At 37.3% G+C, this 24537-nt stretch carries 22 protein-coding genes and 1 riboswitch; of the genes, 18 read left to right on the top strand and 4 right to left on the bottom strand.

What is annotated here, in order from left to right; genetic code table 11:
• Positions 1–50: 50 nt before the first annotated feature.
• From MKY45_RS22165 to MKY45_RS22085, 17 genes are all read left to right on the top strand, one after another.
• Positions 51–929: a carbohydrate ABC transporter permease gene (locus MKY45_RS22165; RefSeq protein ID WP_256705346.1), complete on the top strand. Its 879-nt coding sequence runs from the start codon at positions 51–53 to the stop codon at positions 927–929.
• Positions 929–1759 (top strand): carbohydrate ABC transporter permease, encoded by an 831-nt coding sequence (locus MKY45_RS22160; protein ID WP_256705345.1) that lies wholly within the window; start codon positions 929–931, stop codon positions 1757–1759. Before MKY45_RS22165 ends, MKY45_RS22160 begins: the two co-directional genes overlap by 1 nt.
• A gap of 53 nt (positions 1760–1812) precedes the next feature.
• A complete protein-coding gene (gene hisD, locus MKY45_RS22155; RefSeq protein ID WP_256705344.1) occupies positions 1813–3072 on the top strand; it encodes a histidinol dehydrogenase in 1260 nt (419 codons plus the stop codon).
• Between the two features lie 58 nt (positions 3073–3130).
• Entirely contained in the window at positions 3131–3742 is a 612-nt protein-coding gene (locus MKY45_RS22150) for a cupin domain-containing protein (protein ID WP_256705342.1), read from the top strand.
• A 115-nt stretch (positions 3743–3857) separates the two neighbouring features.
• Positions 3858–4586: an alpha/beta fold hydrolase gene (locus MKY45_RS22145; RefSeq protein WP_256705341.1), complete on the top strand. Its 729-nt coding sequence runs from the start codon at positions 3858–3860 to the stop codon at positions 4584–4586.
• Positions 4587–4609: 23 nt separating this feature from the next.
• The gene (locus MKY45_RS22140) at positions 4610–5362 is read left to right on the top strand and encodes an HpcH/HpaI aldolase family protein (RefSeq protein WP_256705340.1); all 753 of its coding nucleotides are present in this window, start codon (positions 4610–4612) and stop codon (positions 5360–5362) included.
• 166 nt (positions 5363–5528) lie between these two features.
• Positions 5529–6863, top strand: a complete 1335-nt coding sequence (locus MKY45_RS22135; RefSeq protein ID WP_256705339.1) for an amidase — start codon at positions 5529–5531, stop codon at positions 6861–6863.
• 400 nt (positions 6864–7263) lie between these two features.
• On the top strand, positions 7264–8265 hold the full coding sequence (locus tag MKY45_RS22130) for a LacI family DNA-binding transcriptional regulator (RefSeq protein ID WP_256705338.1): 1002 nt from the start codon (positions 7264–7266) through the stop codon (positions 8263–8265).
• Positions 8266–8437: 172 nt separating this feature from the next.
• Positions 8438–9343 (top strand): dihydrodipicolinate synthase family protein, encoded by a 906-nt coding sequence (locus MKY45_RS22125; protein ID WP_256705337.1) that lies wholly within the window; start codon positions 8438–8440, stop codon positions 9341–9343.
• A 26-nt stretch (positions 9344–9369) separates the two neighbouring features.
• Complete coding sequence (locus tag MKY45_RS22120; RefSeq protein WP_256705336.1) at positions 9370–10398, top strand: TRAP transporter substrate-binding protein; 1029 nt, start codon at positions 9370–9372, stop codon at positions 10396–10398.
• Between the two features lie 223 nt (positions 10399–10621).
• Complete coding sequence (locus MKY45_RS22115; RefSeq protein WP_256705335.1) at positions 10622–11140, top strand: TRAP transporter small permease; 519 nt, start codon at positions 10622–10624, stop codon at positions 11138–11140.
• Positions 11137–12405 carry a TRAP transporter large permease gene (locus MKY45_RS22110; protein ID WP_256705334.1) on the top strand — a complete coding sequence of 423 codons (1269 nt, stop codon included), beginning with the start codon at positions 11137–11139 and terminating at the stop codon, positions 12403–12405. The genes MKY45_RS22115 and MKY45_RS22110 overlap by 4 nt, the downstream gene beginning before the upstream one ends.
• 23 nt (positions 12406–12428) lie before the next feature.
• Positions 12429–13391: a phosphoglycerate dehydrogenase gene (locus MKY45_RS22105; RefSeq protein ID WP_341173411.1), complete on the top strand. Its 963-nt coding sequence runs from the start codon at positions 12429–12431 to the stop codon at positions 13389–13391.
• A 47-nt stretch (positions 13392–13438) separates the two neighbouring features.
• The gene (gene rbsK / locus MKY45_RS22100) at positions 13439–14338 is read left to right on the top strand and encodes a ribokinase (protein ID WP_341173410.1); all 900 of its coding nucleotides are present in this window, start codon (positions 13439–13441) and stop codon (positions 14336–14338) included.
• 167 nt (positions 14339–14505) lie between these two features.
• Positions 14506–15774 carry a lactate racemase domain-containing protein gene (locus tag MKY45_RS22095; protein WP_256705330.1) on the top strand — a complete coding sequence of 423 codons (1269 nt, stop codon included), beginning with the start codon at positions 14506–14508 and terminating at the stop codon, positions 15772–15774.
• Between the two features lie 47 nt (positions 15775–15821).
• Positions 15822–17633 (top strand): L-fucose isomerase, encoded by a 1812-nt coding sequence (locus MKY45_RS22090; protein WP_332094045.1) that lies wholly within the window; start codon positions 15822–15824, stop codon positions 17631–17633.
• A gap of 47 nt (positions 17634–17680) precedes the next feature.
• Entirely contained in the window at positions 17681–19342 is a 1662-nt protein-coding gene (locus MKY45_RS22085) for a ribulokinase (RefSeq protein ID WP_341173409.1), read from the top strand.
• 268 nt (positions 19343–19610) lie between these two features.
• Here MKY45_RS22085 and MKY45_RS22080 read toward each other — a convergent pair whose 3' ends face one another.
• The 4 genes from MKY45_RS22080 to MKY45_RS22065 all read right to left on the bottom strand — a co-directional run bounded on the left by MKY45_RS22080 (position 19611) and on the right by MKY45_RS22065 (position 23249).
• Complete coding sequence (locus tag MKY45_RS22080) at positions 19611–20387, bottom strand: sulfite exporter TauE/SafE family protein (RefSeq protein ID WP_212929220.1); 777 nt, start codon at positions 20385–20387, stop codon at positions 19611–19613.
• Positions 20388–20511: 124 nt separating this feature from the next.
• On the bottom strand, positions 20512–21840 hold the full coding sequence (locus tag MKY45_RS22075; protein ID WP_341173408.1) for an amidohydrolase family protein: 1329 nt from the start codon (positions 21838–21840) through the stop codon (positions 20512–20514).
• A gap of 99 nt (positions 21841–21939) precedes the next feature.
• Complete coding sequence (locus MKY45_RS22070) at positions 21940–22389, bottom strand: hypothetical protein (RefSeq protein ID WP_212929218.1); 450 nt, start codon at positions 22387–22389, stop codon at positions 21940–21942.
• A complete protein-coding gene (locus MKY45_RS22065; protein WP_212929217.1) occupies positions 22386–23249 on the bottom strand; it encodes a DUF3100 domain-containing protein in 864 nt (287 codons plus the stop codon). Before MKY45_RS22065 ends, MKY45_RS22070 begins: the two co-directional genes overlap by 4 nt.
• 257 nt (positions 23250–23506) lie before the next feature.
• Positions 23507–23608, bottom strand: a riboswitch (purine riboswitch).
• Between the two features lie 215 nt (positions 23609–23823).
• Between MKY45_RS22065 and MKY45_RS22060 the strand changes: the two genes are divergently transcribed.
• Positions 23824–24504, top strand: coding sequence for a sigma factor-like helix-turn-helix DNA-binding protein (locus tag MKY45_RS22060; RefSeq protein WP_212929216.1), 681 nt, complete (start codon positions 23824–23826; stop codon positions 24502–24504).
• Positions 24505–24537: the final 33 nt, after the last annotated feature.

Below are 24537 nucleotides of genomic sequence, written 5' to 3'. Positions count from 1 at the left end.
AAAATGAAAAAGGTATTTAATACAAAATGTGTATTAGTGGGAGGGTAAGAATGGAAAGTAAATTTTTCAAATACATTTTATTAGCTCCTGCATTACTGATTATGGCTACAATCACTATTTTTCCATTAGCTAGGTCACTTTGGATAAGTCTTCATGAGTGGAACCTGACAGAAAGTCTTGAAATTGGTTCTTTTATCGGTTTTGATAATTATGTAAGAGCGTTCAATGACCCAAATTTTTGGAATAGTGCATGGGTAACATTAATATTTACAGTTGCTACTGTAATAGTGACAATTGTTTGCGCTATTTTAGTTGCGCTTCTATTAAGTAAAGAAAAAACCTACATTTCTTATTTGAGAGCAGTACTGATTATTCCATTTGCATTAAGCCCTGCTCTCGTAGGTTATTCCTGGAGGTTTATGTTAAATCCTGATTATGGTGTGTTCGCAGCGATAATTGGTTTCTTTATCCCTCCGTTATCCGATGTTGTTTGGTTGGGAAATGCTGTAACAGCAATGATTGCGCTTATTTCTATAGCAGTATGGATCTGGCTTCCGTTTATGTCCTTAATGTTTATAAGCGGAATAATGGGATTACCAAAAGAAGTATATGAAGCGGCAAAAATGGACGGTGCTAATGGTTTTCAAACTTTTTTTCGCATCACCTTGCCGATGATTCAACCAATTGTTCTTATTGCAACAATATTAATGACGATGTTTGCATTAAAACAATTTGATCCGATAGTTACGTTGACTAGCGGAGGGCCAGGAAATTCAACAGAAGTATTAAACTTCTTGGTATATAATACGTCCTTTAGATACTTTGATATGGGATACGGGGCAGCTCTAGGATATATCTTGGCTATTATAACAGTAGCATTTGTGTTAATCTACATGAGGAAATTGGTAAAAGGAGATGATTGGAACTAATGAATACAATAAAACGCAAAAAAACTATTTATTCTGTTCTAGAACTAATTGGTGTATTATTAGTTGTTATTTTTCTCTTTTTCCCAATTTTATGGATTTTATTAACCGCCTTTAAATCTGGTGAAGACGTTTATTCCATCAGTATTATTTTTGAGCCGACACTAGATAATTTCCGTAGATTATTCAGTTCAGCATATAATTTTGAAAACTATTATATGAATAGTTTAATCGTCGTATTTTTCACACTTATTATTACCGTTCCAGTGAGTATTTTAGCAGCATACAGTATATCAAGATACAGAATACCGGGTAAAACGCTGCTTATGTTTGCCATCTTAGCAACTCAGTTTATTCCATTAATTGTTAACGTTATTCCATTCTTTTCAGCATTTAGAAATTGGGGACTATTGGATACAACTGTGGCACTTATCATTGTCAATTTAGGGCACACCATCCCATATGCAATATGGCTGATTAAAGGTTTTATGGATAGTATTCCAAAAGATATGGAAGAAGCAGGAGCAATCGATGGTGCAAGCAGATTAAGGATTATATGGAATATTGTTTTGCCAATGGCTAAGCCAGGAATTATAACAGCAACTGTATTCTGTTTTGTTGTTGTATGGAATGAGTTTATGTTTGCTCTAATTCTTACAAGCCAAGAAGCAGTTACACTTCCTGTAGCTCTGTCCTATTTTGTTGGAGAAAATGGAGTTATTTGGAATGAAATGGCTGCAGCTGGGGTAATTTACGTTATCCCTACTATTATCTTTATGCTTATTGTGCGTAAACAATTTGTAAAAGGAATGAGTGCAGGAGCAATTAAATAAACTGCTATGTGACTAACATATATTGCCTTAAAAAGATTGAAAGGGGAATTGTTTTGGAATTCATTAAAAAGTCGTCTTATGAAAAAGCAGAAACATCAGAGGAAACCGAACAAACTGTAAAAGATATATTAAAGAACATCCGATCACATGGTGACGAAGCAGTAAAGGAATATGAGAAAAAGTTTGGTAAGTCGGAAAGGACTTCGATTCGTCTGAGTGAAGAAGAAATAGAAATTGCAATTAGAGAATTAACAGATGAAGAAAAACATTTAATAGACAATGTCGTAAAGCGCGTTTCTGAATTTGCTCAAGCACAGTTGGATTGCCTACTACCATTGGACAAGGAATTTGGAGATGGAATTCGTTTGGGGCACAAAGTAATCCCAGTGGAAACAGTAGGAACCTACGTGCCAGGAGGGCGCTACCCACTACTTTCAAGCGGGCCAATGGTTGCTGCTCCTGCTAAAGTTGCCGGAGTAAAGAAGATAATTGCTTGTAGCCCAGCTAACTATAATGGCAGTATTCATCCAGCAGTTATATACGGATTGAAAAAATCTGGAGTTAGTGAAATCTATGCGATTGGTGGTGCCCAAGCTATAGGAGCGATGGCGTATGGAACGGAAACTCTTCCACAGGTTGATGTGATATCTGGGCCAGGAAACCGGTTTGTAGCTGAAGCAAAGAGACAGGTGTTTGGAGAAGTGGGAATAGACTTGGTTGCAGGTCCTAGTGAAGTAGTAGTTTTTGCTGATGAGTCCACCAACCCGGAACTAGTGGCTGTTGATTTATTAGCGCAAGCTGAGCATGATCCTAATGCGAGGGCTATTTTAATCAGCACCTCAAAAAAAATGGCTGACAAAACGCTGGAAGAGGTAAACCTGCTTTTAGAGACATTTAACGAAAATTCTCCCGCACACGAATCATGGGAGCGATTGGGAGAAATTATTGTGGTGGAATCGGTTGAGGAAGGAATCAGTGTGTGTAATAAAATTGCAGGGGAACACCTCCATTTACATTTGAAAAATAGTAAAGATATTATAGATCAAATATATAATTATGGTTCTTTGTTTATCGGTGCGAATAGTTCTGTTGTATTCTCTGATAAAGTTTCGGGGACAAACCATACATTACCCACTAATAGAGGGGGGCGATACACAGGTGGTTTATGGGTAGGCAGTTATGTGAAAGTGGCTACTTTCCAAGAAATAACCGGAGCAGGAGTTGATTATTTAGCGACACATTCAAGTAGACAGTCTGAAATAGAAGGACTAGAAGGGCATCATTTATCCGCATTTAAAAGAAAATCAAATTAAATTTGCATGGAAGAGAAATAATTCATTTCATTATACAGATATCAAGGAGGAAAAATAAATGAATTCAGAAAAAACAAATTTCACAAAAGAAATTATCGAAAGGGATTGGGTTGTACGTTTTGATGAAATAAAGGATAAAGCCATTCCGTTAATGTTTATTGATAGTATTATTCCAGGGCATAACCGGCTTAATTATGCTTTGATTGGTGACACCGCAAGTGAAAATGAGAATTATAATCCAGTCATTACTGAGCCGCACGGCTTTCAAATTGGTATGGTAAAGGCACCTAAAGGAAATGGGCCAGCTTATCATACGCACGAATATATCGAAACATTTTTTGTATTAACAGGAGAATGGCGCTTTTATTGGGGGAACAGCGCAGATGAGATTGAAGGAGAAACGATTTTAAAACCGTGGGATATGATTTCTTTACCTCCTTACATGTATAGAGGTTTTGAGAATATTGCAGAGGAAGATTCGTGGTTATTTTCTATATTGGAACAACATGAAGTTTTCGACCGTCCCGATCCAATCTGGGATCCAAAGGTAGTGAAAAAAGGGGAAGAATATAATTTCCGTGTAGACGATAAGGGTAAAATGATACCACCAGAAAACTTTAGCCAGCTTGAAAAAGAAATGGCAAAAAAGTTGAAAATGGGTCAGAAGTAAACGAAAGCACAACTTTTAGTTTTGGATGGACGTCTGCCTGACCTGCCGGCCGTAGTTTTTATCTGTGCCGGTCAGGCAGATACAATCAAAAATTTTTATAGAGGGGGACATATCCTTGAAACAAGAGGATTATTTAAAACGAAACAATAAAATTCCGCTTCTATTACTTCCAGGAACACTTTGTAATGAAAAATTATGGGAGCATCAGATGTCGTATTTAGCAGATATAGCATCTATTACAGTTGGAGATTTAACACAAAATAATACAATTGAAGGTATGGCATCTAACGTGTTGGATAAAGCACCTGAACGCTTTGCACTTGCAGGCTTATCACTGGGCGGGATGGTTGCAATTGAAATTATGAGACAAGCACCAGAGCGTGTCATGCGGCTGGCTTTACTTGATACCAATCCCAGGTCTCCAACAGATGTTCAAATTGAAACATGGCTTAAATTTATACAAATTAGTAAAGAAGGAAATTTTACAAGTGTAACAAAGGACTACTTAATGCCGGGTTTAATACGGCGAGCTAACCAGGATACATCGCTTGTTCAGAAAGTAATTAATATGGCTGAAGAAGTTGGAGCAGACGCAATGGAAAGACAAATGACCGCATTGATGTATCGACCTGATGCGTTTGAAGTATTGCCAACAATCTCATGCTTCGTAAGCGTAATGGTTGGAGAAGAGGACAGTGTCTGTCCCGTTGCAATGAGTAATGAGATAGTCCATCAAATTCCAAACTCTGAATTGACGGTGATTAAAAATGCGGGACACCTCAGCAGCTTAGATAATCCGTTGGAAGTTTCTCGTAAATTAAAAGTTTGGTTACTGAAAAATTAGCTTAAAGGGAGTATTTGAACTGTATGACAAAAAACTTGAAAGAAAAAATTTTTAATAATGAAAAAGCATTAGGTGGATTTGTAAATTCATATAATCCCTCACTTGTTGAAATGCTTGGATTTAATGGATATGACTTTGTTGTTATTGATAATGAACATGGAGCATTCAGTCAATCCGAAATTACAGAGATGATACGAACTGCAAAACAAGCCAATATGTCACCGGTTGTACGTACCTCCTATGACCCATCATCTATACAAAAAGCTTTGGATAATGGTGCAGAAGGTATCCAAGTGCCGATGATTAGTAATTCGGACCAGGCGAAAGAAGTTGTTTCTAAAGCGAAATACCCGCCAATTGGAATGCGTGGCGTTGCCTATTCAATTCCAGCAGCGCAATATGGAGTACTGAATGGAAGGGATTATTTAGATCAGGCAAACAAGAATAATCTTATTTCTGTACACATTGAAACAAAAGAAGCTGTAGAAAACTTTGAAGAAATCATCACTATAAATGAAATTGATGTAGCTTTTATAGGTTCAACAGATTTAGCTGTAAATTTAGGCTATGACAATCCTAATCATCCAGAGGTACAGAACGTCATATCAAGTATGTTTGAAAAAGCAAAACGACATGATATAAAAATGGGATTGGTAGCATCTGACTCGACTTCAGCAGCAAAAGCTTTTGATCAAGGCGCCAGCTATGTTGCTGTTGTGATAAATAAGATAATAATGGAGGCCTTGAAAGAAGTAGTATCCAATTCTAAAAACTAAGTGAATGAATTAAATGGGAAGTACATCTCCACTTAAAGTGAATGTTTCTAACTTCATTTACAAAAGTAATTAATAATTAGGAGATGTGCTTTTTCTTGTTTTATGGGAGATACAAATGAACGATTAAATGTAAAATATTTGTGCTTCGGAAAAGAGGGATTTTTCTATGGGATTTACGATAAACGACCTGTTAGATGGATATCAAAAGCGTAAATATACTCCTGTTGAAGTTATCAAGGAATACATACAAAAAATTAGAGAAAAGGATTCAAACCTTCATTCTTATATTACTCTAATGGAAGAAAGAGCGCTTGAACAGGCTAATAAAATAGAAGTTCATCAGGCAAATAAGGAAAAAATGCGTTTGTATGGTATTCCAATTTCATTTAAAGATGCAATCAACATTTTAGGGTTTCCTACAACAAATGGCTCAAAAATAGACATCCAAAATATTGCTGAAAGCAACGCTGAAATAGTAGATTCGCTGGAAATGGCAGGGTGTATTACCCTGGGGAAAAATAATATGTCTGAATATGCGGCAGATGTCACTTCTAAAAATAAACACTTTGGGGATGTACTTAATCCTTTAAATAAAAAAAGAATTGCAGGGGGATCCAGCAGCGGGTCTGCTGTATCGGTAGCTGCAGGTTTATGTGTTGGCTCTATTGGGACAGATACCTCTGGTTCCATACGGATACCAGCAGCATGTTGTGGAGTTGTAGGAATCAAACCTACCTCTGGTTTAATAGCAATGAAGGGTGTTACAGCTCTTTCTTGGACATTAGATCATATCGGAGCCATTGCGAACAATATAGAAGATGCGAAATACCTAATAGAAAATACGATTGATACAAAATATCGCCCATTTGATCATGAAAACGGACTAAAAAATATAAAAATTGGTCTTCCTAACGTTTACTTTAATGAATTTAATGATAGAGTTACGGATTCGATGATGAAATTGGTCATAAAGAATTTGAAACAGTTGGGAGCACAGATTAAAAAGGTTGATGTATCCTTTCTGAATGATGATACGGTAAAGTTGTCCAGAACAATAGGAACCTCCGAAATGACGGTTATTCATAATGATAACTATAAAATTTATAAAGATCAGTACAGTAAAGAGCTGATACAAACTTTTAAAAGAGGAAATGAGATTCTTGCAATCGACTATTTAAATGCCCTTAAGACAAGGAAAGATTGGAAGAGAAAAATGGAGAGCATTCTAAAGGAAGTTGACATTATGATAACTCCGACAATGCCAATTTTACCTCCGTATATTGATGAAGAAATAGTGTTTAAAGGGGCAGGAAATGAAAACATTGGAGATTTTATGGTTCGGTATACTTCGCCGTTTAATTTTACGGGACACCCTGCATTGACGCTGCCATCTGGAATGAAAGAAGATGGTTTGTCACTGGGATTTCAGATGATTGCGAGTTATTATAGAGAGGATATTCTTTTTCAAGCAGGAAAAGTTTATGAACAGTTTGTCAAATAGATTTTTACATTGCTATATAAGTTGGAATAGAGATTTTGTCATCTAGCATTCGCTCCAGAAAAATACTATGCTTTTCATAAGCTTGAGTTCAGTCTCCTCGAAAAAGTTCCCTTTTTCTACGAGCGCCTTCTTACTAAGACAGCAATTGATTGTCTCCATGAAGACAATTGCATTTTTCCATAGGAGTCTGCGTATTATTTTTCCGATAGCGATAGTGTTTAATCCTAAAATAAATGATTTATTACGTTACGCACAAAAGATAGATTTATTAATTCAACTTATATAGTTATATGTTCTAAATAAAAGTAAAAATAACTCATTGACAAACAAATGAAAACGTTCTATTATAATAACATGCTATAACGTTTTAGCAAACATTAAGTAATTTAGGGAGACAAGAATGGCTACAATTCGAGAAATCGCGGAAAAAGCAGGAGTTTCATCAGGAACTGTCTCTTTTATCTTAAATGGAAAAGCAGATAAAATGAGAATCTCAGCTTCCACGCAAAAAAGAGTATTAGAGGTAGCAAGAGAGATGGGGTATCTTCCAAGTATATCAGCAAGAAGACTTAGGAACGAGGGCGAGAAGAACATACCAATAATTACTCTCTTATGGACCTTAGATGCCAGAGCTTCTTTAGTCAGTCGTTTTTTACAAGGGATACAGAACTTATCTTTATACAGAGATGGATTATTTGAACTTTTAATTCAACCTTATGAAAATGGAAAACTGCATGAAGTAGACAGCTTATATACAGGTACAAGGTTTAATGGGGCTATTATAACAAATGCTTCGAATGAGGATATGGATTTTCTAGAAAATAATAAACTGAAGGTTCCTCTAGTGGTATATTTACGTGAAACTAAAAAGTATAGTTCTGTTACAGTTGACGGAAAGCTGACAGGAAATATGGTAGCAAGCTATCTAGCTGATAAAGGCCATAAAGAAGTAGGTATTGTTATTCCTAATATTTCTTCACAAGCTATTGAGTTGCGGCAAGAAGGTTTTTTAAACGGTATAACAGAATATAACTTAAAGAACACGCATACGTTGTCAGGAGATTTTTCCGAAGATGGCGGCTATAAAACAATGCGAGCATTAATAAAACAATCAGGTGAATTGCCCACTGCTCTTTTCTTCTTAAGTGACCCTATGGCAATAGGCGCTTTGTCTGCTTGTAACGAGTTTGGCTTACGTGTTCCAGAGGATATAGAAATTATAGGACATGATAATAATGAACAAGCACCTTATACATATCCTTCATTAACGACAGTTCATCTACCTGTAGAAGAAATGGCAATAGCTTGTGTTCATCAGCTCATGGATACCATAAATCATCAAATTGAATCTCCCGTTTCTTTGCAATTTAAAACAGAGATTATTGAACGACGAAGCTGTTAATCTATAAGTCAGTTAATAACTGACTACCTTTTTACTAGCTATAACGTTTTAGCAATTATTTTTTACCTTTTGCTATAACGTTTTAGCAGTAAAAAATAATTTAAGGAGGTGATTTTACTACAAGATAAATAGAAAGCGCTTTAAGAATAATGGGAATAGAAGGAGATTGTAAATGAAAAAATTATATGGTGTAACAACAGCAATGGTAACTCCATTTGATGAAAATGGAAGCGTTAATCTAGAGAAAGTAGCTCAATTAACAGAATTTTTAATTGGAAAAGGTGTGCATTGTTTATACCCGTTAGGGACAACTGGAGAAATGATTAAATTAACTATTGAAGAGAGAAAAGCAATCGCTGAAACGGTCGTTAAAACAGCTAATAAAAGAGTAACTGTATATATTCATGTAGGTGATGTTCATGTTGAAAACATTTTGGAACTAGCATGGCATGCACATGAGATTGGTGCTGATGGTATTGGGGTTGTTACGCCTATTTATTTCGGTGTAAATGAACGAGAAATGGAGAATTTTTATGTGCGAATTGCTAATAGCTTGCCAGAAAATTTTCCTATTTATCTATACAGTATTCCGCAATGTGCATCCAATGAGCTGGGAATCGAAGTAACAAGGAAGATTGTTGCTCAGTGTAAAAATATTATTGGTATTAAGTTTAGTTATCCTGATTTTACTTTAACAAGTCAATATTTAAATGTAAATAATGATAATTTTGATGTTGTATTCGGGCCAGATCACCTATTTTTACCTGCTTTAGCATTAGGCTGTACTGGCACTGTATCAGGTGTTTCTGGAGTTTATCCTGAACCTTTTGTAGCTATTTATAATGCATATCAAGAAGGTGACATTGAAAAGGCTAGAAAATATCAAAAAATAGCTACTAAATATTGCGACGTACTAAAAAATGGAAGTAATATGTCTTATTTTAAAGAAGCATTAAAAATTCGAGGTTTGGATGCTGGAGTAATGAAAAAGCCACATCTAGACATAGAGTTAGATGAAATTGAGAAATTAAAAGCAGCTTTACAGGATTTAGATAAAGAACTAAGTGTCAATAGTTAAAAAATAAAAGAAAAGGGGTTTTAATTATGAAAAAGCTATTATTAGGAATGGTATTAATCTTAGTATCAATTATTGCTGCGTGTGGCAGCAATGATTCATCAAATGCAAATAGTGAATCAGCAAATGGTGAAGACGATCCAATAACATTTAGAATTGCTGGTGGTTCAGTTGGTCCCGACCATTCACTTACAAAAACATATAATTTTTTAAAAGAGGAGCTTGAAGAAAAGTCTGACGGCAGATTACAAGTTGAATTGAATGTTGCAGGAGAATTAGGAGAAGACAGGGAAATTATCGAGGCAATGCAGATGGGACAAGTTCATTTAGCTGGACCTTCGCCGGCAGCATTAGGCGGATTTGATAGTTCAGTTGTTATTCTTGATATGCCTTATTTGTTTACTGACCGGGAGACAGCATATGAAGCCTTAGATGGAGAACCTGGACAAATGATTTTAGATAACTTAGAAGAACATGGTTTTAAGGGGTTAGGTTATTTTGAAAACGGATTCAGAAATCTAACGAACAATGTAAAACCTGTTGAATCAATTGAAGATATACAAGGTCTGTCTTTAAGAACTATGGAAAATCAAACGCACATTGAGGCGTGGAAATTATTAGGTGCAAACCCAACACCAATGGCATTAGGGGAATTATATACAGCTTTACAACAAGGAACAATAGATGGGCAGGAAAATCCATTTGGTTTAATTTATGCCAATAAATTCTTTGAAGTTCAAGACTATTTAACAGTGACAAAGCATGTTTATGCTCCGAATGTAATGATCACAAATAAAGAATTCTATGACGAATTACCAAGCGATTTGCAAGAAGTTATTTCAGATGCGATTGGTGCAGCTACTGAATATAACCGTGAATTGGCACAGGAAGAAGAGGTTGAGGCAAGAGAAGCACTGGTTGATGAAGGAATGGATATATATGAATTTTCTGATGAACAATTGCAAGAAATGCAGGAGATAACAGAGCCTGTTTATGAAATGTTTAAAGATGAAATTGGTGAAGATGTTGTAGAAACGTTCCTTAATACTCGCCAGTAAAAGAGCAATTAAAAGGAATACAGCAACGCTATATAAATTATGAAATAGTTATCCCGCTAGCTCAGAAGAGAAATAACTTTAGAAGTTATTGATATGAGAAAAACACCAGCTTATTTTTAAACATACACTTGTTTACAATAGCAGAATTTGTTTAGAAAATTATTCTGAGCAAGTGGGATATTATAAACGATTATAATTTTAAGGACCTCTAGGAGGTATTAATATGAACATCATACGAAAATTGAATGAACATATAGAAGAGTGGATTGTAGTTATGCTTCTAGTTATATCTCTATCCGCAATTAGTTTACAAATGTTTATGCGATATTTTTTGAACAATTCGCTAGCATGGTCGGAAGAACTTGCAAGGTACTGTTTTATATGGCTTATTTACATTGGGATTGCCTATGCTGTAAAAAAATCTAGACATATAACACTCGACATTGTATATGACTTAGTACCAGATACACTTAAGAAGATATTTATATTGGTTTCAAATATTTTAGTGGGTATTTTTGCGGTGGTTGTGATTTACTATAGTTATTTTTTGATTGAGCAATTAATGAACTATGGACAAACTAGTGCTGCAATGCGTGTTGACATGGTATATGTGTATCTTTCTGTACCCATTGGAATGACTTTGACCTTAATAAGGTTATTACAAAATACTATTTATATTATAAAACATTGGAGGACGCTTAGTCTAAAAGAAGAGGATATAGAAGGGGGGAGCAGCTTATGATGACATTAATTTTGTTTGGTTCATTTATATTATTTATGGTTGTGAGGGTTCCAATTGGTTTTGCGTTAGGTTTAGCTTGTCTGGTAACTATTTTTTATAGCGGCTCCGTTTCACCAGAATATTTAGTGCAAGGCTTGGTCACATCTGCGGACTCTTTTCCCTTAATGGCTATTCCTTTTTATATTCTTGCTGGGGAAGTCATGGGGCGAGGCGGTATCTCAAAGCGTTTATTTGGATTCGCGAAAATCTTTGTTGGCAACATAACTGGCGGGCTAGCTATAGCTACTGTCATAACTTGTATATTTTTTGCAGCTATTTCTGGTTCTGGTCCAGCAACCGTAGCAGCAATTGGAGGTATGGTTATTCCTTTAATGGTCCAACAAGGGTATGATAAAAAATTCGCGACAGCATTGATTGTTTGTGCAGGTACAATAGGTGTTATCATACCTCCAAGTATACCAATGGTTATTTACGGAATTTCTGCATCTGCTTCTATTGGAAGTTTATTTTTATCCGGTATTATTCCAGGTTTATTAGTAGGAGCTTTACTTGTTTTTTATAGTTATTTCTATGCGAAAATACACGGCTACCAAAAAGATGATCAAAAGTTTTCTTGGAAGTATGTAGGAAAGGAATTCGGTAGTGCTTCTTGGTCATTGGCAATGCCAGTTATTATTCTTGGTGGTATTTATGGCGGTATTTTTACACCCACTGAGGCTGCAGTTGTTGCAACCGTTTATGGCTTAATTGTTGGCGTATTCGTATATAAAGAGTTGAAGCTTAAAGATTTATTTAGTGTATTCAGCAATTCAGCGTTAACAACAGCGATTATTTTAATCATTACGGGAACAGCGACATTCTTCGGAAGGATATTATCGATAGAAAGTATTCCAACTATGGTGGCAAATGCGATTACTAGTATTTCTGATAATCCTATTATCCTTTTATTAATCATTAATTTATTTCTATTATTTATAGGCACATTCATGGATGTTATTGCTTCCATCATTATATTGACGCCTATCCTTTTACCAGTTGCTGTAGAGATTGGAGTAGATCCAGTTCATTTTGGCATTATCATGGTTGTGAATTTAGCTATCGCTTTGATAACCCCTCCAATTGGCGGAACATTATTTGTTGGAGTAGGTATTTCTAGGCTTTCAATATGGGAGGTAAGTAAAGCAGCTGCTCCAATGTTCGTATTAATGGTGTTAGCTTTAATGGTTGTTACATTCTTGCCTCAGATTAACGTATTTCTACCCTGAAAATGAATTTGGAGGAAATTAAGATGAGTCAGCAAAAAAAAGTTTTAGTTACTGCTACTAATTATTCTCAATTGTGTGCAGAAGCCAAACAATTATTAGAAAAAAACAATTTTGAAATTATTGAAAACCCGCATGACAGACCGATGAAATTTGGTGAGTTAAAAGAAATTATTGGTGATATCGATGCAGTTGTGGCAGGAGTTGATACATGGGACGAGTCTATAATTAAGCTTGCGCCTAACTTGAAAGTTATTTCAAGGTTTGGAGTAGGTGTTGATAATATCAATTTGGACCAGGCAAAAGAGTATGGAATTCAGGTTACAAATGCACCGAGACTTAACTCGAATGCGGTTGCGGAATTAACGGTAAATCTTATTTTAAATAGTTTACGTAATACTGTAAATTTACATGTCTCAACCAGACAAGGTCATTGGGAGCGTTTTGTAGGCACAGAATTAAAAGGTAAAAAAGTTGGTTTATTAGGATTTGGAAACATTGCGCAAAGTGTGGCAAAAAAATTATACGGTTTTGATGTAGAATTACTAGCTTATGATAAGTTTCCTAATAAAGAGATTGCTGCTAGATATGATGTTCAATTTACTTCATATGAGGAAATATTACAAGCCAGTGATATTGTTAGTATGCATCTTCCGAACTTGCCAGAGACACATCATTTTATGAATAAGGAAAGATTCAATCAAATGAAGCAAGGTTCCTATTTTGTTAATACATCTCGGGGTGCTCTTGTAGACGAAAAAGCGTTGTATGAAGCACTGGAAACAGGAAAATTACAGGCTGCAGCAATTGATGTTTATGAAAAAGAACCAATCACTCGTGATAATCCACTGTTTCATTTCGATAATATTATCACTACGCCACATACAGCTGCAGAATCTTATGAAGTATACCATTCCGTAGGCTTAATGACGGCTCAAGCTATTATAAGTGTTTTTCAAGAGAAAACACCTGATAATCTATTAAATTAATATACTTATTGAGGCTCATTAAAGAATAGATATGAGGAGTGAGTAACGTGGGACGAGAACCAATTATTACTGTAATTGGAAGTATTAATATGGATTTAGTTGTTTCAGTTGACAGAAAACCGAATCGTGGTGAAACGGTTAAAGGAGAATCATTTGATACCCTGCCTGGAGGTAAAGGGGCGAATCAAGCGATAGCCTTAGCCAGATTAGGAGCAACTGTAAATATGGTTGGCATGGTAGGCGATGATGCATTTGGGTATGAATTGAAAAGCAATCTGGAGAAAGAAAATGTTCAAGTGGAAGCAGTAGGAGTAACAGAGGGAATTTCTACTGGTGTAGCGGTGATTACGATAGCTGAAAATGACAATAGTATTGCAGTTGTCTCTGGAGCCAATGAAAAGGTTACGCCAGCTTATATTCGTGAATATGAGAAAATTATTAAACAAAGCGATATTGTATTAACACAATTTGAGGTTCCGATAAGTACCGTTGAAGAAGCGGCTATGATTTGTGAGAAGCATGGTATTCCAATCGTGTTAAATCCAGCTCCATTTGAAAAACTGTCAGATTCTCTTTTAGATAAAGTAACATATTTAACTCCAAATCAACATGAATATGAGCTTATTAAAGGATATAAAAGATATTTTGAAAATGACTATCAATCTAAATTAATTATAACTAAAGGAGAAGTTGGAGCTGTTTTTTTTGAGAATGAAAAGCCGCAAATAGTATCTGCATTTACAGTTCAGCCAATCGATACAACAGGTGCAGGTGACACCTTTAATAGTGCATTCACTTATATGATGACTAAGACTAATAATATTGAAGAGGCATGTCGATTTAGTAATGCTGCTGCTGCGCTATCTGTATTAAAGAAAGGAGCTCAGTTAGGAATGCCAACAAAAGAAGAAGTCAACAGTTTTCTTTCTGAGCAACAATCTGAGTAAAAAAATTTATTTAGCAAATCATTCAGAAAAAGCTTCGGTAATAGTGGGAAACAGGAATTTAATGAAATAATAAGACTGGAGCAGTGCTACACATAATTAGAAGTGCTTACGGTCTTTTCATTTTTAAATATAGCGCTTAAGAAAATATGCTATTTTGGAGGACTCAAATGTTTAATAATTTGGAAACTCAACTTAATGTAAAAAAGGTAGCATTGCCTGAAATGTATCCAGTTACTCAATTATTTAAAAGCTATAAGTTAGAGAATATAGAAGAAAGGATTCAAAAACAATTCAAAGAAGAGTTGATTCAATCGAAAGTTAAACCTAATTCTTCTGTTGCCATTGCTGTTGGCAGCAGAGGTATTGCTCAACTAAAACAGGTTGTATCGGTTGTGATTGAAGAAATTATAAAGGTTGGTGGAAAACCATTCATTGTTCCAGCAATGGGGAGCCATGGTGGTGCAACAGCTGAAGGGCAGGCACGTGTTCTTGAAAGCTTCGGAATATGTGAACGAACAATGGGTGTGCCAGTTGTTTCTTCAATGGAAACAGTAGGGGTTTGTAATTATAAAAAAGATGTTACATTGCATTTTGATAAGCATGCTTTTAGAGCTGATGCAGTCGTTGTGGTAAACAGGATTAAAGCACATACTGATTTTAATGGCCCAATTGAAAGCGGCTTGTCGAAAATGGTTACTATAGGTCTCGGAAAACATAAAGGAGCTTCATTATTGCATCAGTTGGGCTTCGATAATTTCCATGAAGTGATTCCTGAGGCAGCACAGCTATTGATTGAAAACACTCCAATAGCCTTAGGCGTTGCTATATTAGAAAATGGCTATCATGATGTAGTAGATATTGAGATACTACCAGCAGAAGAGATTTCCGAAAGGGAGCCCTTATTGTGCAAGAAAGCAAAAGAGTTTATGCCCTCTCTTCCGTTTGCTAATTTGGATGTTCTTTATATTGATGAAATAGGTAAAAACATTAGTGGATCAGGTTTAGATACAAATATTGTAGGGAGAAAAGCAGGGATTGTAAAGCCTAAAATAAATAAAATTATTGTAGGTGATATTACTGCTGAATCGTATGGGAATGCAACGGGAATTGGTTTGGCAGATATTACAACGCAAAAATGCTTACAGAAAATCGATTTTATCAGCATGTACTTAAATTGTATTACCTCGACGGATTTAAGAGGTGTAAAAATTCCTTTGGTTGCTGAGTCAGATCAACAAGCCTTAGAAATAGCTTGTCAAACTAGTAATCAAACTAATTTAGAAAAATTAAAAGTAGTTCGAATCAAAAACACATTATCGTTAGAAACTTTTTTTGTTTCAAGAGCATTATTACCAGAAATAGAACAATTAGAAGGAGTTCTGGTTGTTGGAGATCCGACTAAGCTTGAATTTGATCAAGATGGATATTTATCTTGATGTAGTTTAATGAACTGAAAACAAATAACAAAACAGGAGGAATGAACATGTTAACAAACAAAGACAATCTTTCTAAAAGCACCGGAAAAAGATGGGTGGGAGAATTTTCCAAAATTGGGATTCGTCCTGTCATTGATGGTCGGCAAGGTGGAATTCGAGAATCTTTAGAAGAGGTTACAATGAAAATGGCAACAAGTGTGGCAAGTCTTCTAAAGGAGCAGTTGCGTTATCCAGATGGATCTCCGGTAGAATGTGTCATTGCAGATACGACCATTGGCGGCGTTGTAGAAGCAGCTCAAGCACAAGAAAAGTTTAAGAAAGAAGGGGTTGCAGTAACGATTACCGTCTCTCCCTCCTGGTGTTATCCAACAGAAACAATGGATCAAGACCCTCATACGATTAAAGCAATATGGGGATTTAATGGTACGGAAAGACCAGGAGCTGTCTATTTAGCGGCTGCCTCTTCTGCGCATAATCAAAAGGGCTTGCCAGTATTCAATATTTATGGCCGAGATGTACAAGAGATGAGTGATTCTTCCGTTCCTGAAGATGTACAAACGAAATTATTACAGTTTTCCAAAGCTGCGCTTGCAGTCACAACGATTCGGGATAAATCATATCTTTCCATCGGTTCGGTATCAATGGGGATAGCAAGCAGTATCGTCATCGAAGACTTTTTCCAGGAATATCTAGGAATGAGAAATGAATACGTAGATATGAGTGAAATCATAAGAAGATTACAGAATGAAATTTATGATGAAGAAGAATATGAGTTAGCTTATACGTGGGTACGGGAAAATTGTCAAGAAGGAGAAAATACGAATTTACCAGAGGCACAACGAACGGAAGAACAAAAAGAAGAGGATTGGAAAACCGTTGTCAAAATGGCACTTATTGCAAGAGACCTTATGGTTGGAAACCCAAAACTAGCCGAGAAGGGCTTTGGGGAAGCTGCATTAGGACATAATGCGATTGCAGCCGGTTTCCAGGGACAGCGGGCATGGACAGATTTTATGCCAACTGGCGACTTTATGGAGGCAATTTTAAATTCGTCCTTCGATTGGAATGGAATAAGAGAGCCATTTATGATGGCAACGGAAAATGATACATTAAATGGAATTACGATGCTGTTTGGACATTTGTTGACAAATGCAGCACAAATATTTGCGGATGTTCGCACTTATTGGAGTCCGGAGGCTGTTCAACGTGTAACGGGTAAAGAATTAACAGGGGCAGCATCAAATGGAATCATTCATTTGCTGAACTCTGGACCAGCAGCTTTGGACGGAACAGGACAGCAAGAAAAAGATGGTACACCTGCCATGAAACCATTTTGGGAAATCTCAGAGGAAGAGGTCAATAAATGTCTGGATGCAACAAAATGGTGCCAAGCCGTTGATTTCTTCCCCGGAGGAGGTTTTTCGACGGATTACACAACTAAAGGCGGTATGCCTGTAACGATTGCACGAATCAATATCATTGATGGGCTTGGACCTGTTCTACAACTTGCGGAAGGTTATAGTGTAGAGCTAGAACAGGATGTACATGATGTGTTAGATCAAAGAACAGATTCTACTTGGCCAACGACCTGGTTTGTTCCTAAACTAACAGGAGAAGGTGCATTTAAAGATGTTTATTCCGTTATGTACAATTGGGGGTCCAATCACTGTGCAGTAAGCTACGGACATATTGGCGATGATTTCATCACGTTAGCTTCGATGCTTCGGATTCCAGTTTCGATGCATAATGTAGATGAAAGTCGTATTTTCCGTCCTAGTGTTTGGGGTGCGTTTGGGAGTGGAGACTTTACAGGAGCCGATTATCGCGCTTGTCAAACTTATGGACCTTTATATAAGTAATGATAAATCATTTTAAGCTTAATACAGCGATGAAGGAGGGGAAAGGCTTGTCACGAAAATATACCATCGGTGTTGATTTTGGGACAGAATCAGGCAGAGTTCTCTTAGTGGATGTACAGAACGGAGAAGAGATTGCCACACATGTTACGCATTATAAACATGGTGTTTTAGATGAAAGTCTGCCAAATGGGAAAATGCTTCCGCCGGACTGGGCATTGCAGCATCCTGGAGATTATTTAGATGTGCTCTATCAATCTATACCGCAAGTAATTGAAAAGGCGCAGATTGAAAAAAGAGATATTATTGGGGTAGGAATAGATTTTACATCATCTACTATCTTACCATTAGATCAAGCAGGGGAACCGTTATGTTTTCAACAGGAGTGGGAAAGTAACCCGCATAGCTGGGTGAAGTTATGGAAGCATCATGCGGCGCAAAAAGAAGCAGATGAAATAACACAGCTTGCGAAAGAGCAAGATGAAGATTTCTTAAGCTTATATGGCGGAAAAATTTCTTCGGAATGGATGTTTCCTAAAATATTGCAAATTGTTAAAGAGGCTCCTGAAATCTATGAAAAAACAGATTTATTTATGGAAGCATGCGATTGGATTACTTCTAAATTAACAGGAAAACTAATACGAAGCAGTAATACCTGTGGTTATAAAGGATTCTGGAGCAAGAAAAATGGTTATCCGGAAGCATCTTTTTTTAGCATGTTAGATGCTAGATTGGAAGGTGTTTTAGAAACAAAAATGCGGGGGGAAATTCAATCCATTGGAGGAAAAGCAGGAGCACTGACAGAAGAAATGGCAGAGAAAATCGGTCTCCTCCCAGGAACTTCTATTGCCGTAGGAATTATTGATGCGCATGCCGGCGTAGCTGCAGTTGGTGCGGTGCATCCTGGACAGTTTGTGATGGCAATGGGGACGTCTACTTGTCATATGTTGATTGCTGATAAAGAAGAGAAAATCGAAGGTGTATGCGGGATTGTAGAAGACGGGATTATTCCAGGTTACGTTAGTTATGAGACAGGGCAGGTGGCTGTAGGAGATTCATTTGCATGGTATGTGGACCATGCAGTTCCAAGCTATATTTTACAAGAGGCAAAGGAACAGGAAACGAATGTACATGCATTATTGGAGGAAAAAGCGTCAATTTATAAACCGGGGCAATCTGGTCTGATAGCTTTGGACTGGTGGAATGGGAACCGTTCTGTTTTGGTCGATGCTCATTTATCTGGGATAATTGTCGGTTTGACACTAGCCACCAAACCAGAAGAAATATACCGGTCCTTATTGGAATCTACGGCCTTTGGAACAAAGAGAATTATTGAAGGGTATCTCCAAGCCGGTATTAAAGTAAATGAAATTTTTGCAAGTGGCGGATTGCCGCAAAGAAATAGATTGCTCATGCAAATCTATGCGGATGTAATTAATAGAGAAATTAAAATACCAGATTCCAGTCAAACTACTGCGCTTGGAGCAGCTATGTATGCAAGTGTTGCAGCCGGAGGGGAGAATGGCGGCTATGATACCATTTTTGAAGCTGCTGAAAAAATGGCGAAAGTAAAAGAAGAAGTGTTTACGCCAATTCCAGAAAACGTGCAGCTTTATGATGAACTTTACCAATACTATCTTGATGTGCATGATTATTTTGGAAAAGAGAATAGTAGCGTGATGCATGGTTTGAAAAGAATGAAATTGGGATAAGAGATAATAAAAGTAGTAAAAAGAAGAAATGTCTCTCCGTCTTTAAATACATAGAAGAAGGGACCTCCTCACCAAAGGTCTCTTCTTCTACCCAATCAAAGACCCCAAACATCATCTCTTTAATTTCTTCCCTTGCATGGCTTCTCTGGTAAGGTATCCCCGAGATTATGCATCCTTAGAGACAGGGAATGCCCTATTAGTGTTGCAAGCAACCCGAATAATTTTATTTTGAAATATAAAAAAGCGGACCTGCACGAGGTACGCTTTTTTAGCCTCCAAATGCTAAACTTCCAAGCATATAAACAGAAGAAATAATGGTAATCACAGCGATAAAGATTTTCAATTGGTCCACAGGAACCTTGTTGGTAAGGCGGGACCCGGCTAAGATACCAATCGTTGTGCCAATCAGGCTAAAGAGTATAAATAAATGCATGTCGTCGATGCTTGCATACGTGAAATAGCCAAATATAGACGGAAGGGCGATGATAACAGAGTTTAACAATCCCACGCCGACTGCTGTCCGGATATTTACACCAAGGCTTGCGAGCAATGGTACAACTAAAATGGGACCGCCTGCACCTGTTAAAGCGCAAATGGCTGCGGTCAGAATCCCAAGCAGTATAACCCATACGGGCTGCCGTAAAATAAGTGATTTGCTGTCGTCTGCTTCGTTGGCAGAGGCAGCTTTGTTTTTCTTAAGTATAATCGAAAGGCCGGCGAACAAAACAAACAAGTAAAGCAGCAGCTTCGCCAGGGTTTCGGAAATAAGCACATTGATTTGTACACCGAGGAAGGCCCCAGGGAGGCTGCCGATGCTCAAATAAAGTGCTAATTTAAAATCCATATATTTCAGCTTCCAGTAGGAATAGGCCCCGATAACGCCTGCGACGAGAAATGCCAGAAAGCTGAGCGCCAGGGAGTCATATACGGGAAGACCTAACAAACCGACATAAATAATTGGCAGCAGAAAACCGGAAACGCCGGAGAGGCCTACTAATACGCCGATAATTAAATTTGCTATAAATACAATAAAAAACGTTAACATAGAAGTGACCTCAACTCTCTAATAACTTTTCTTCCTGAATGCGGGAGGGAGCTCCTCATACAAACAAGGAGAAGAGCGCTTCAACATGACGCTGTTAAACCGCTCGTATGCTTTGGTACAATATCTAAATTTTAGCACGAACGATGAGATCGTCCATAGCTTTTTTACTTTCATATTTTATTCTTTCTTCATCCAGAGTCAATACTTCTCTATTTTTCATTAAAATACGCCCATTTACAATCACATCTGCAACGTCATTGCTGTTCGCGGATTCAATTAATGTATTTGTCAGCTGGTGGGTCGGTTCGATATGCGGCTGATCGGTATTGATTAAAATCATATCCGCTTTTTTGTCGACTTCAAGACTTCCAAACTGTTCCTCCTGCAGCATGGCTTTTGCACCGCCAAGTGTCGCCATCTCCAGAATATTTTTAGATGGCATCACAACCGGATCAAAAATCGGAACGCCCCAAAAAGCGCGCATGAGGGATTTGAAAACCTTCATTTGATCGAATAAGCTTAATCCGGAATGGGCAGAGCCGTCTGTTCCTAAGCCAATACTTACGCCCTTTTGCATGAGGCTTGGAGACTTGGTAAATCCTTTTCCTGCATTACTGATAGGGCTGTGAGCTACTTTACTGTCGTATTTCTGAATGAGATCCATCTCATTCTCGGATAAGAGGATACTGTGCGCACCTAAGAAATTTTCGTCCAGCACGCCTAATGATTCTAAATATTCATATGGACGCATTTGAAAGTTTTCTAAGCAATAGCTGATTTCATTTGGATATTCATTCATATGTGTCTGCATGCCTGTTCCGGCTGCATTTGCTGTTTCATAGACCTTCTGAATTAATTCAGGTGTACAGGTAATAAGCGATCGTAAAGAATACCACACGTGGATTCGCCCATCTGCTTTTCCATGATAAGCATCAAACAGGTTTGTATTTCTTTGAATATTATGTTCCATCGTTGTTTTCATCGATTCTGGAATGGCGGCGCCTGTATCCATTGTAGAGCAGGTAAGCACACCGCGTAATCCAGAGGCTTCCACAGCTTCTGCCACCTTATGCATATAGCTTCCGCCTGCATCAACAAAGCCTGTCGTACCAGCCTTCAGCATTTCTAAGCAGCTCAGTTCTGCACTGATTGCTACATCTTCTTCCCGGAGGTTACTTTCAAATGGAACCATGATACGTGTCCAAATCATTGGATATTCATCTGAAATTCTGCCCCGCAGAAGCTGTTGATTTGTATGCGTATGTGCATCAATCAAACCTGGCATGACAAGTTTACCTTTTCCGTCTATGGTTTCTTTCGCATCATAGGTTTGTGTAAGTTCTTTTTCGATAGCAATAATCTTTTGATCCTTGATAACGATATGTTGCTCGTGAATTACTTCAAAATCTGGGGTTAACATAGAACAGTTTTTAATCAGTATATCTGCATGCATTGTTATTTCTCCTTTAGGACACGTTGAAAAAGACTGTGTGAACAGCCTTCTCAACATGGTTAGTATAAGTGTAAATAGATTTTTAAGTTTTCTTTTAGCTTAAAAAGCGTTTGTAACTGTTAAAAATACTTGAGCAAAGACAGCTTGAAGCAGGAATGTTCCGGTGAATACAAATACGGCGATAATGACCATTTTCCAGCTTTGGCTCATAAACGCTTTGAAATCAAGTCCAATTCCTGCCAGGGTGCCCACAACAGTAATTGGGGCTGTAAAAGAAATTAAAGAGGTATAGTAAATAATCGGGTCCGAAATCGGCGAAATCGGGCTGGCTAATAATAAACCAGTTAAAGCAACATACACAACGGCAGGTATTTTTAAAGGAACGAGCTTGGCGATAAATATACCGATAAATGCAATGCTGGATAAAATTAATACACCAGGAATGGATTCTAAAATCGAAATATCATTTTGAAAAAAGTTCGCAATAATCGTTGTAAGGACAGATGTGAATAAAAGGGAAATCGTCCAGTCTTTCATGCTCATATTCATTGTGAAATCCTACTTTCTGTGGATGTTTTAGGGCTGTGATTTTTATTTCGTCGTCCGATTTTAGGCTCTAACCAGCTATACATTTTGTTGACAAGCGGCAATGAAATAAATAGTGTAAAGTAAATTCCGGTAATTGCTGATAACATATCGCTCATGCCGGCCAGCATGATGATTTGATCCGCATAGGCTGGATAAATGGTCGCCAGCGTACTGGAGGCTGCGGCCATCATTACGCCGCTGCCGATACCGCATGCCATTGCCAAGGCTAACGGGTGGAAGAAATCAAATGATGCAACAATACTTGCTAATAAACCGAGATAGGTTGTACCAATCAGAAATCCAATAATATAGATAGAAAGGGAGCCGCGGGCTTCTGGAGAGTTTGCTCCATATTTACTGCAAATCAGTCCATAATCTTTATCGCGGTTGGTAGAGCTTGTTGCGCCGATAGATTCTCTTTTAAGACCAAGAAGCAGCGCAATAGGAAGAGCAAATAACATCGTTCCTATGGTTCCAAATTCCTGAAAAACGAGTGCCGGGCCAACATTCACAAGCTCGGGCAGGTTAGACCCTGCCATGACACCAATCTTTGCCATGAACGGGGAGATGGCCACCAGGACGAGTTGCGATGCTTTTTTTGCTTCTTTCTTTTTAAGAAATTTGAGTACATCTTTTCCGAATAGGATACTGATAATAATGGCGAATAACATGGGGTAAAGCACGATTAATGCAGAACCGACATTAAATTGGATTGTTCCGATAAGTTCGGCGATAAGGACAATGCCAAATGCAATCGCATAGAGCCGGTAATTTTCCTTAAGATGTCCAATGATGGTTGTTTTTTTGGGTGCTTTTTCCATAGTGTGTTTTTCCTCCTTAGATGTAATGCCAAATCAATGCCGGTACAAATAAAAAAACGCTAGGAAGTTTCTTCTACTAGCGTTCCAGTTTGGCATATGAAAAACAAAAAAAAGACCAACGTAAACAGGTTGGTAAACGCTCTTCAGCAGTTTTCCTGAGAAAGGTGCGCTCCATATGCTGAAAAATGAATGAAAAGCATACATTATTTTAACAGCAGTGGATACCTGTTAGATGAAAAAGATAAATCTAATCCGATTGATCGTTTGTGATTTTCTATAGTCAAACCATTTACGGTAGTTTGGTAGAAACTTTTGGACCATATTTCCAAATTTATATAGATGATCAAAATACGAATATTAAATTGTTTTCTTTGTTTAATGTTCGTGTATTAGTAACTTACATCAATATGATAAGAATGTCAAAGGTTTTTTATGGGAAATAGAATGAAGTTTTACATTTCATCACAAAAATATAAAATAAGATGAATTAGAGAAGAAAAAATTAAAATCTCCCGTATCTTTTTACCGTAGAAAATCGTTTATATTATTGAGAAGCGTAAAAGGAGTGAGTGGCATGTGCGCTAGGCCTAGCACAAATCGAAATGAAGAAGATACGACCTTTCACACGATGTATCGTCAGCTTTTCCATTACTGCTTTTTCCTGTCTCAAAACAAGTGGGACGGAGAAGAATTAGTGCAGGAAAGTCTAAAGAAAGCACTGATAAGCTATGGAAACCCGAATTCCTGGAATGTTACGTTACTGAAGAAAATAGCTTATCATGCCTGGATTGATACAAAGCGAAGGAAAACAGCTGAAATAGAGCATGTTGTGAAAGAGGAATCAGAACAAGAAAGTCATTATGAGGAAATCGAGGCGTTGGTGACAAAACTGCTTTCTTTCATGACAGTGAAACAATGTATGGTGTTTTTGTTGAAGGATGTATTTCAGTATCAAATCAATGAAATCGCTGAGAACTGTGGTATGTCTGATACAGCAGTAAAGGCGATGTTGAACAGGGCTAGAAAACAGATACAGAACATGAAAGAGGAAGAAATGCTGGATTCATCCGATGAAATTCCTTATGAGAATACCGCGGAAAGCTTTGTTCAAGTAGTTGTTTACGTTATCAAAGCAAATGACCCGGCTAAATTAATGGAGCTGATTCCAGAAATCTTTATGTCAGGTTATCCGGCACATAAATTGCGTCATCAAACACATCGCCCTTCTTCTTGCGTTCTCTCGTTGGCAGCATAAATTGCCATAATCCACGCGTTTACAGGGAGGATG

This window comes from Oceanobacillus sp. FSL K6-0251 (assembly GCF_038004725.1).
GTDB lineage: Bacteria > Bacillota > Bacilli > Bacillales > Amphibacillaceae > Oceanobacillus > Oceanobacillus oncorhynchi.
Note: the sequence above shows the minus strand (reverse complement) of the source record. Positions and strands in the feature narration are given on the sequence as shown.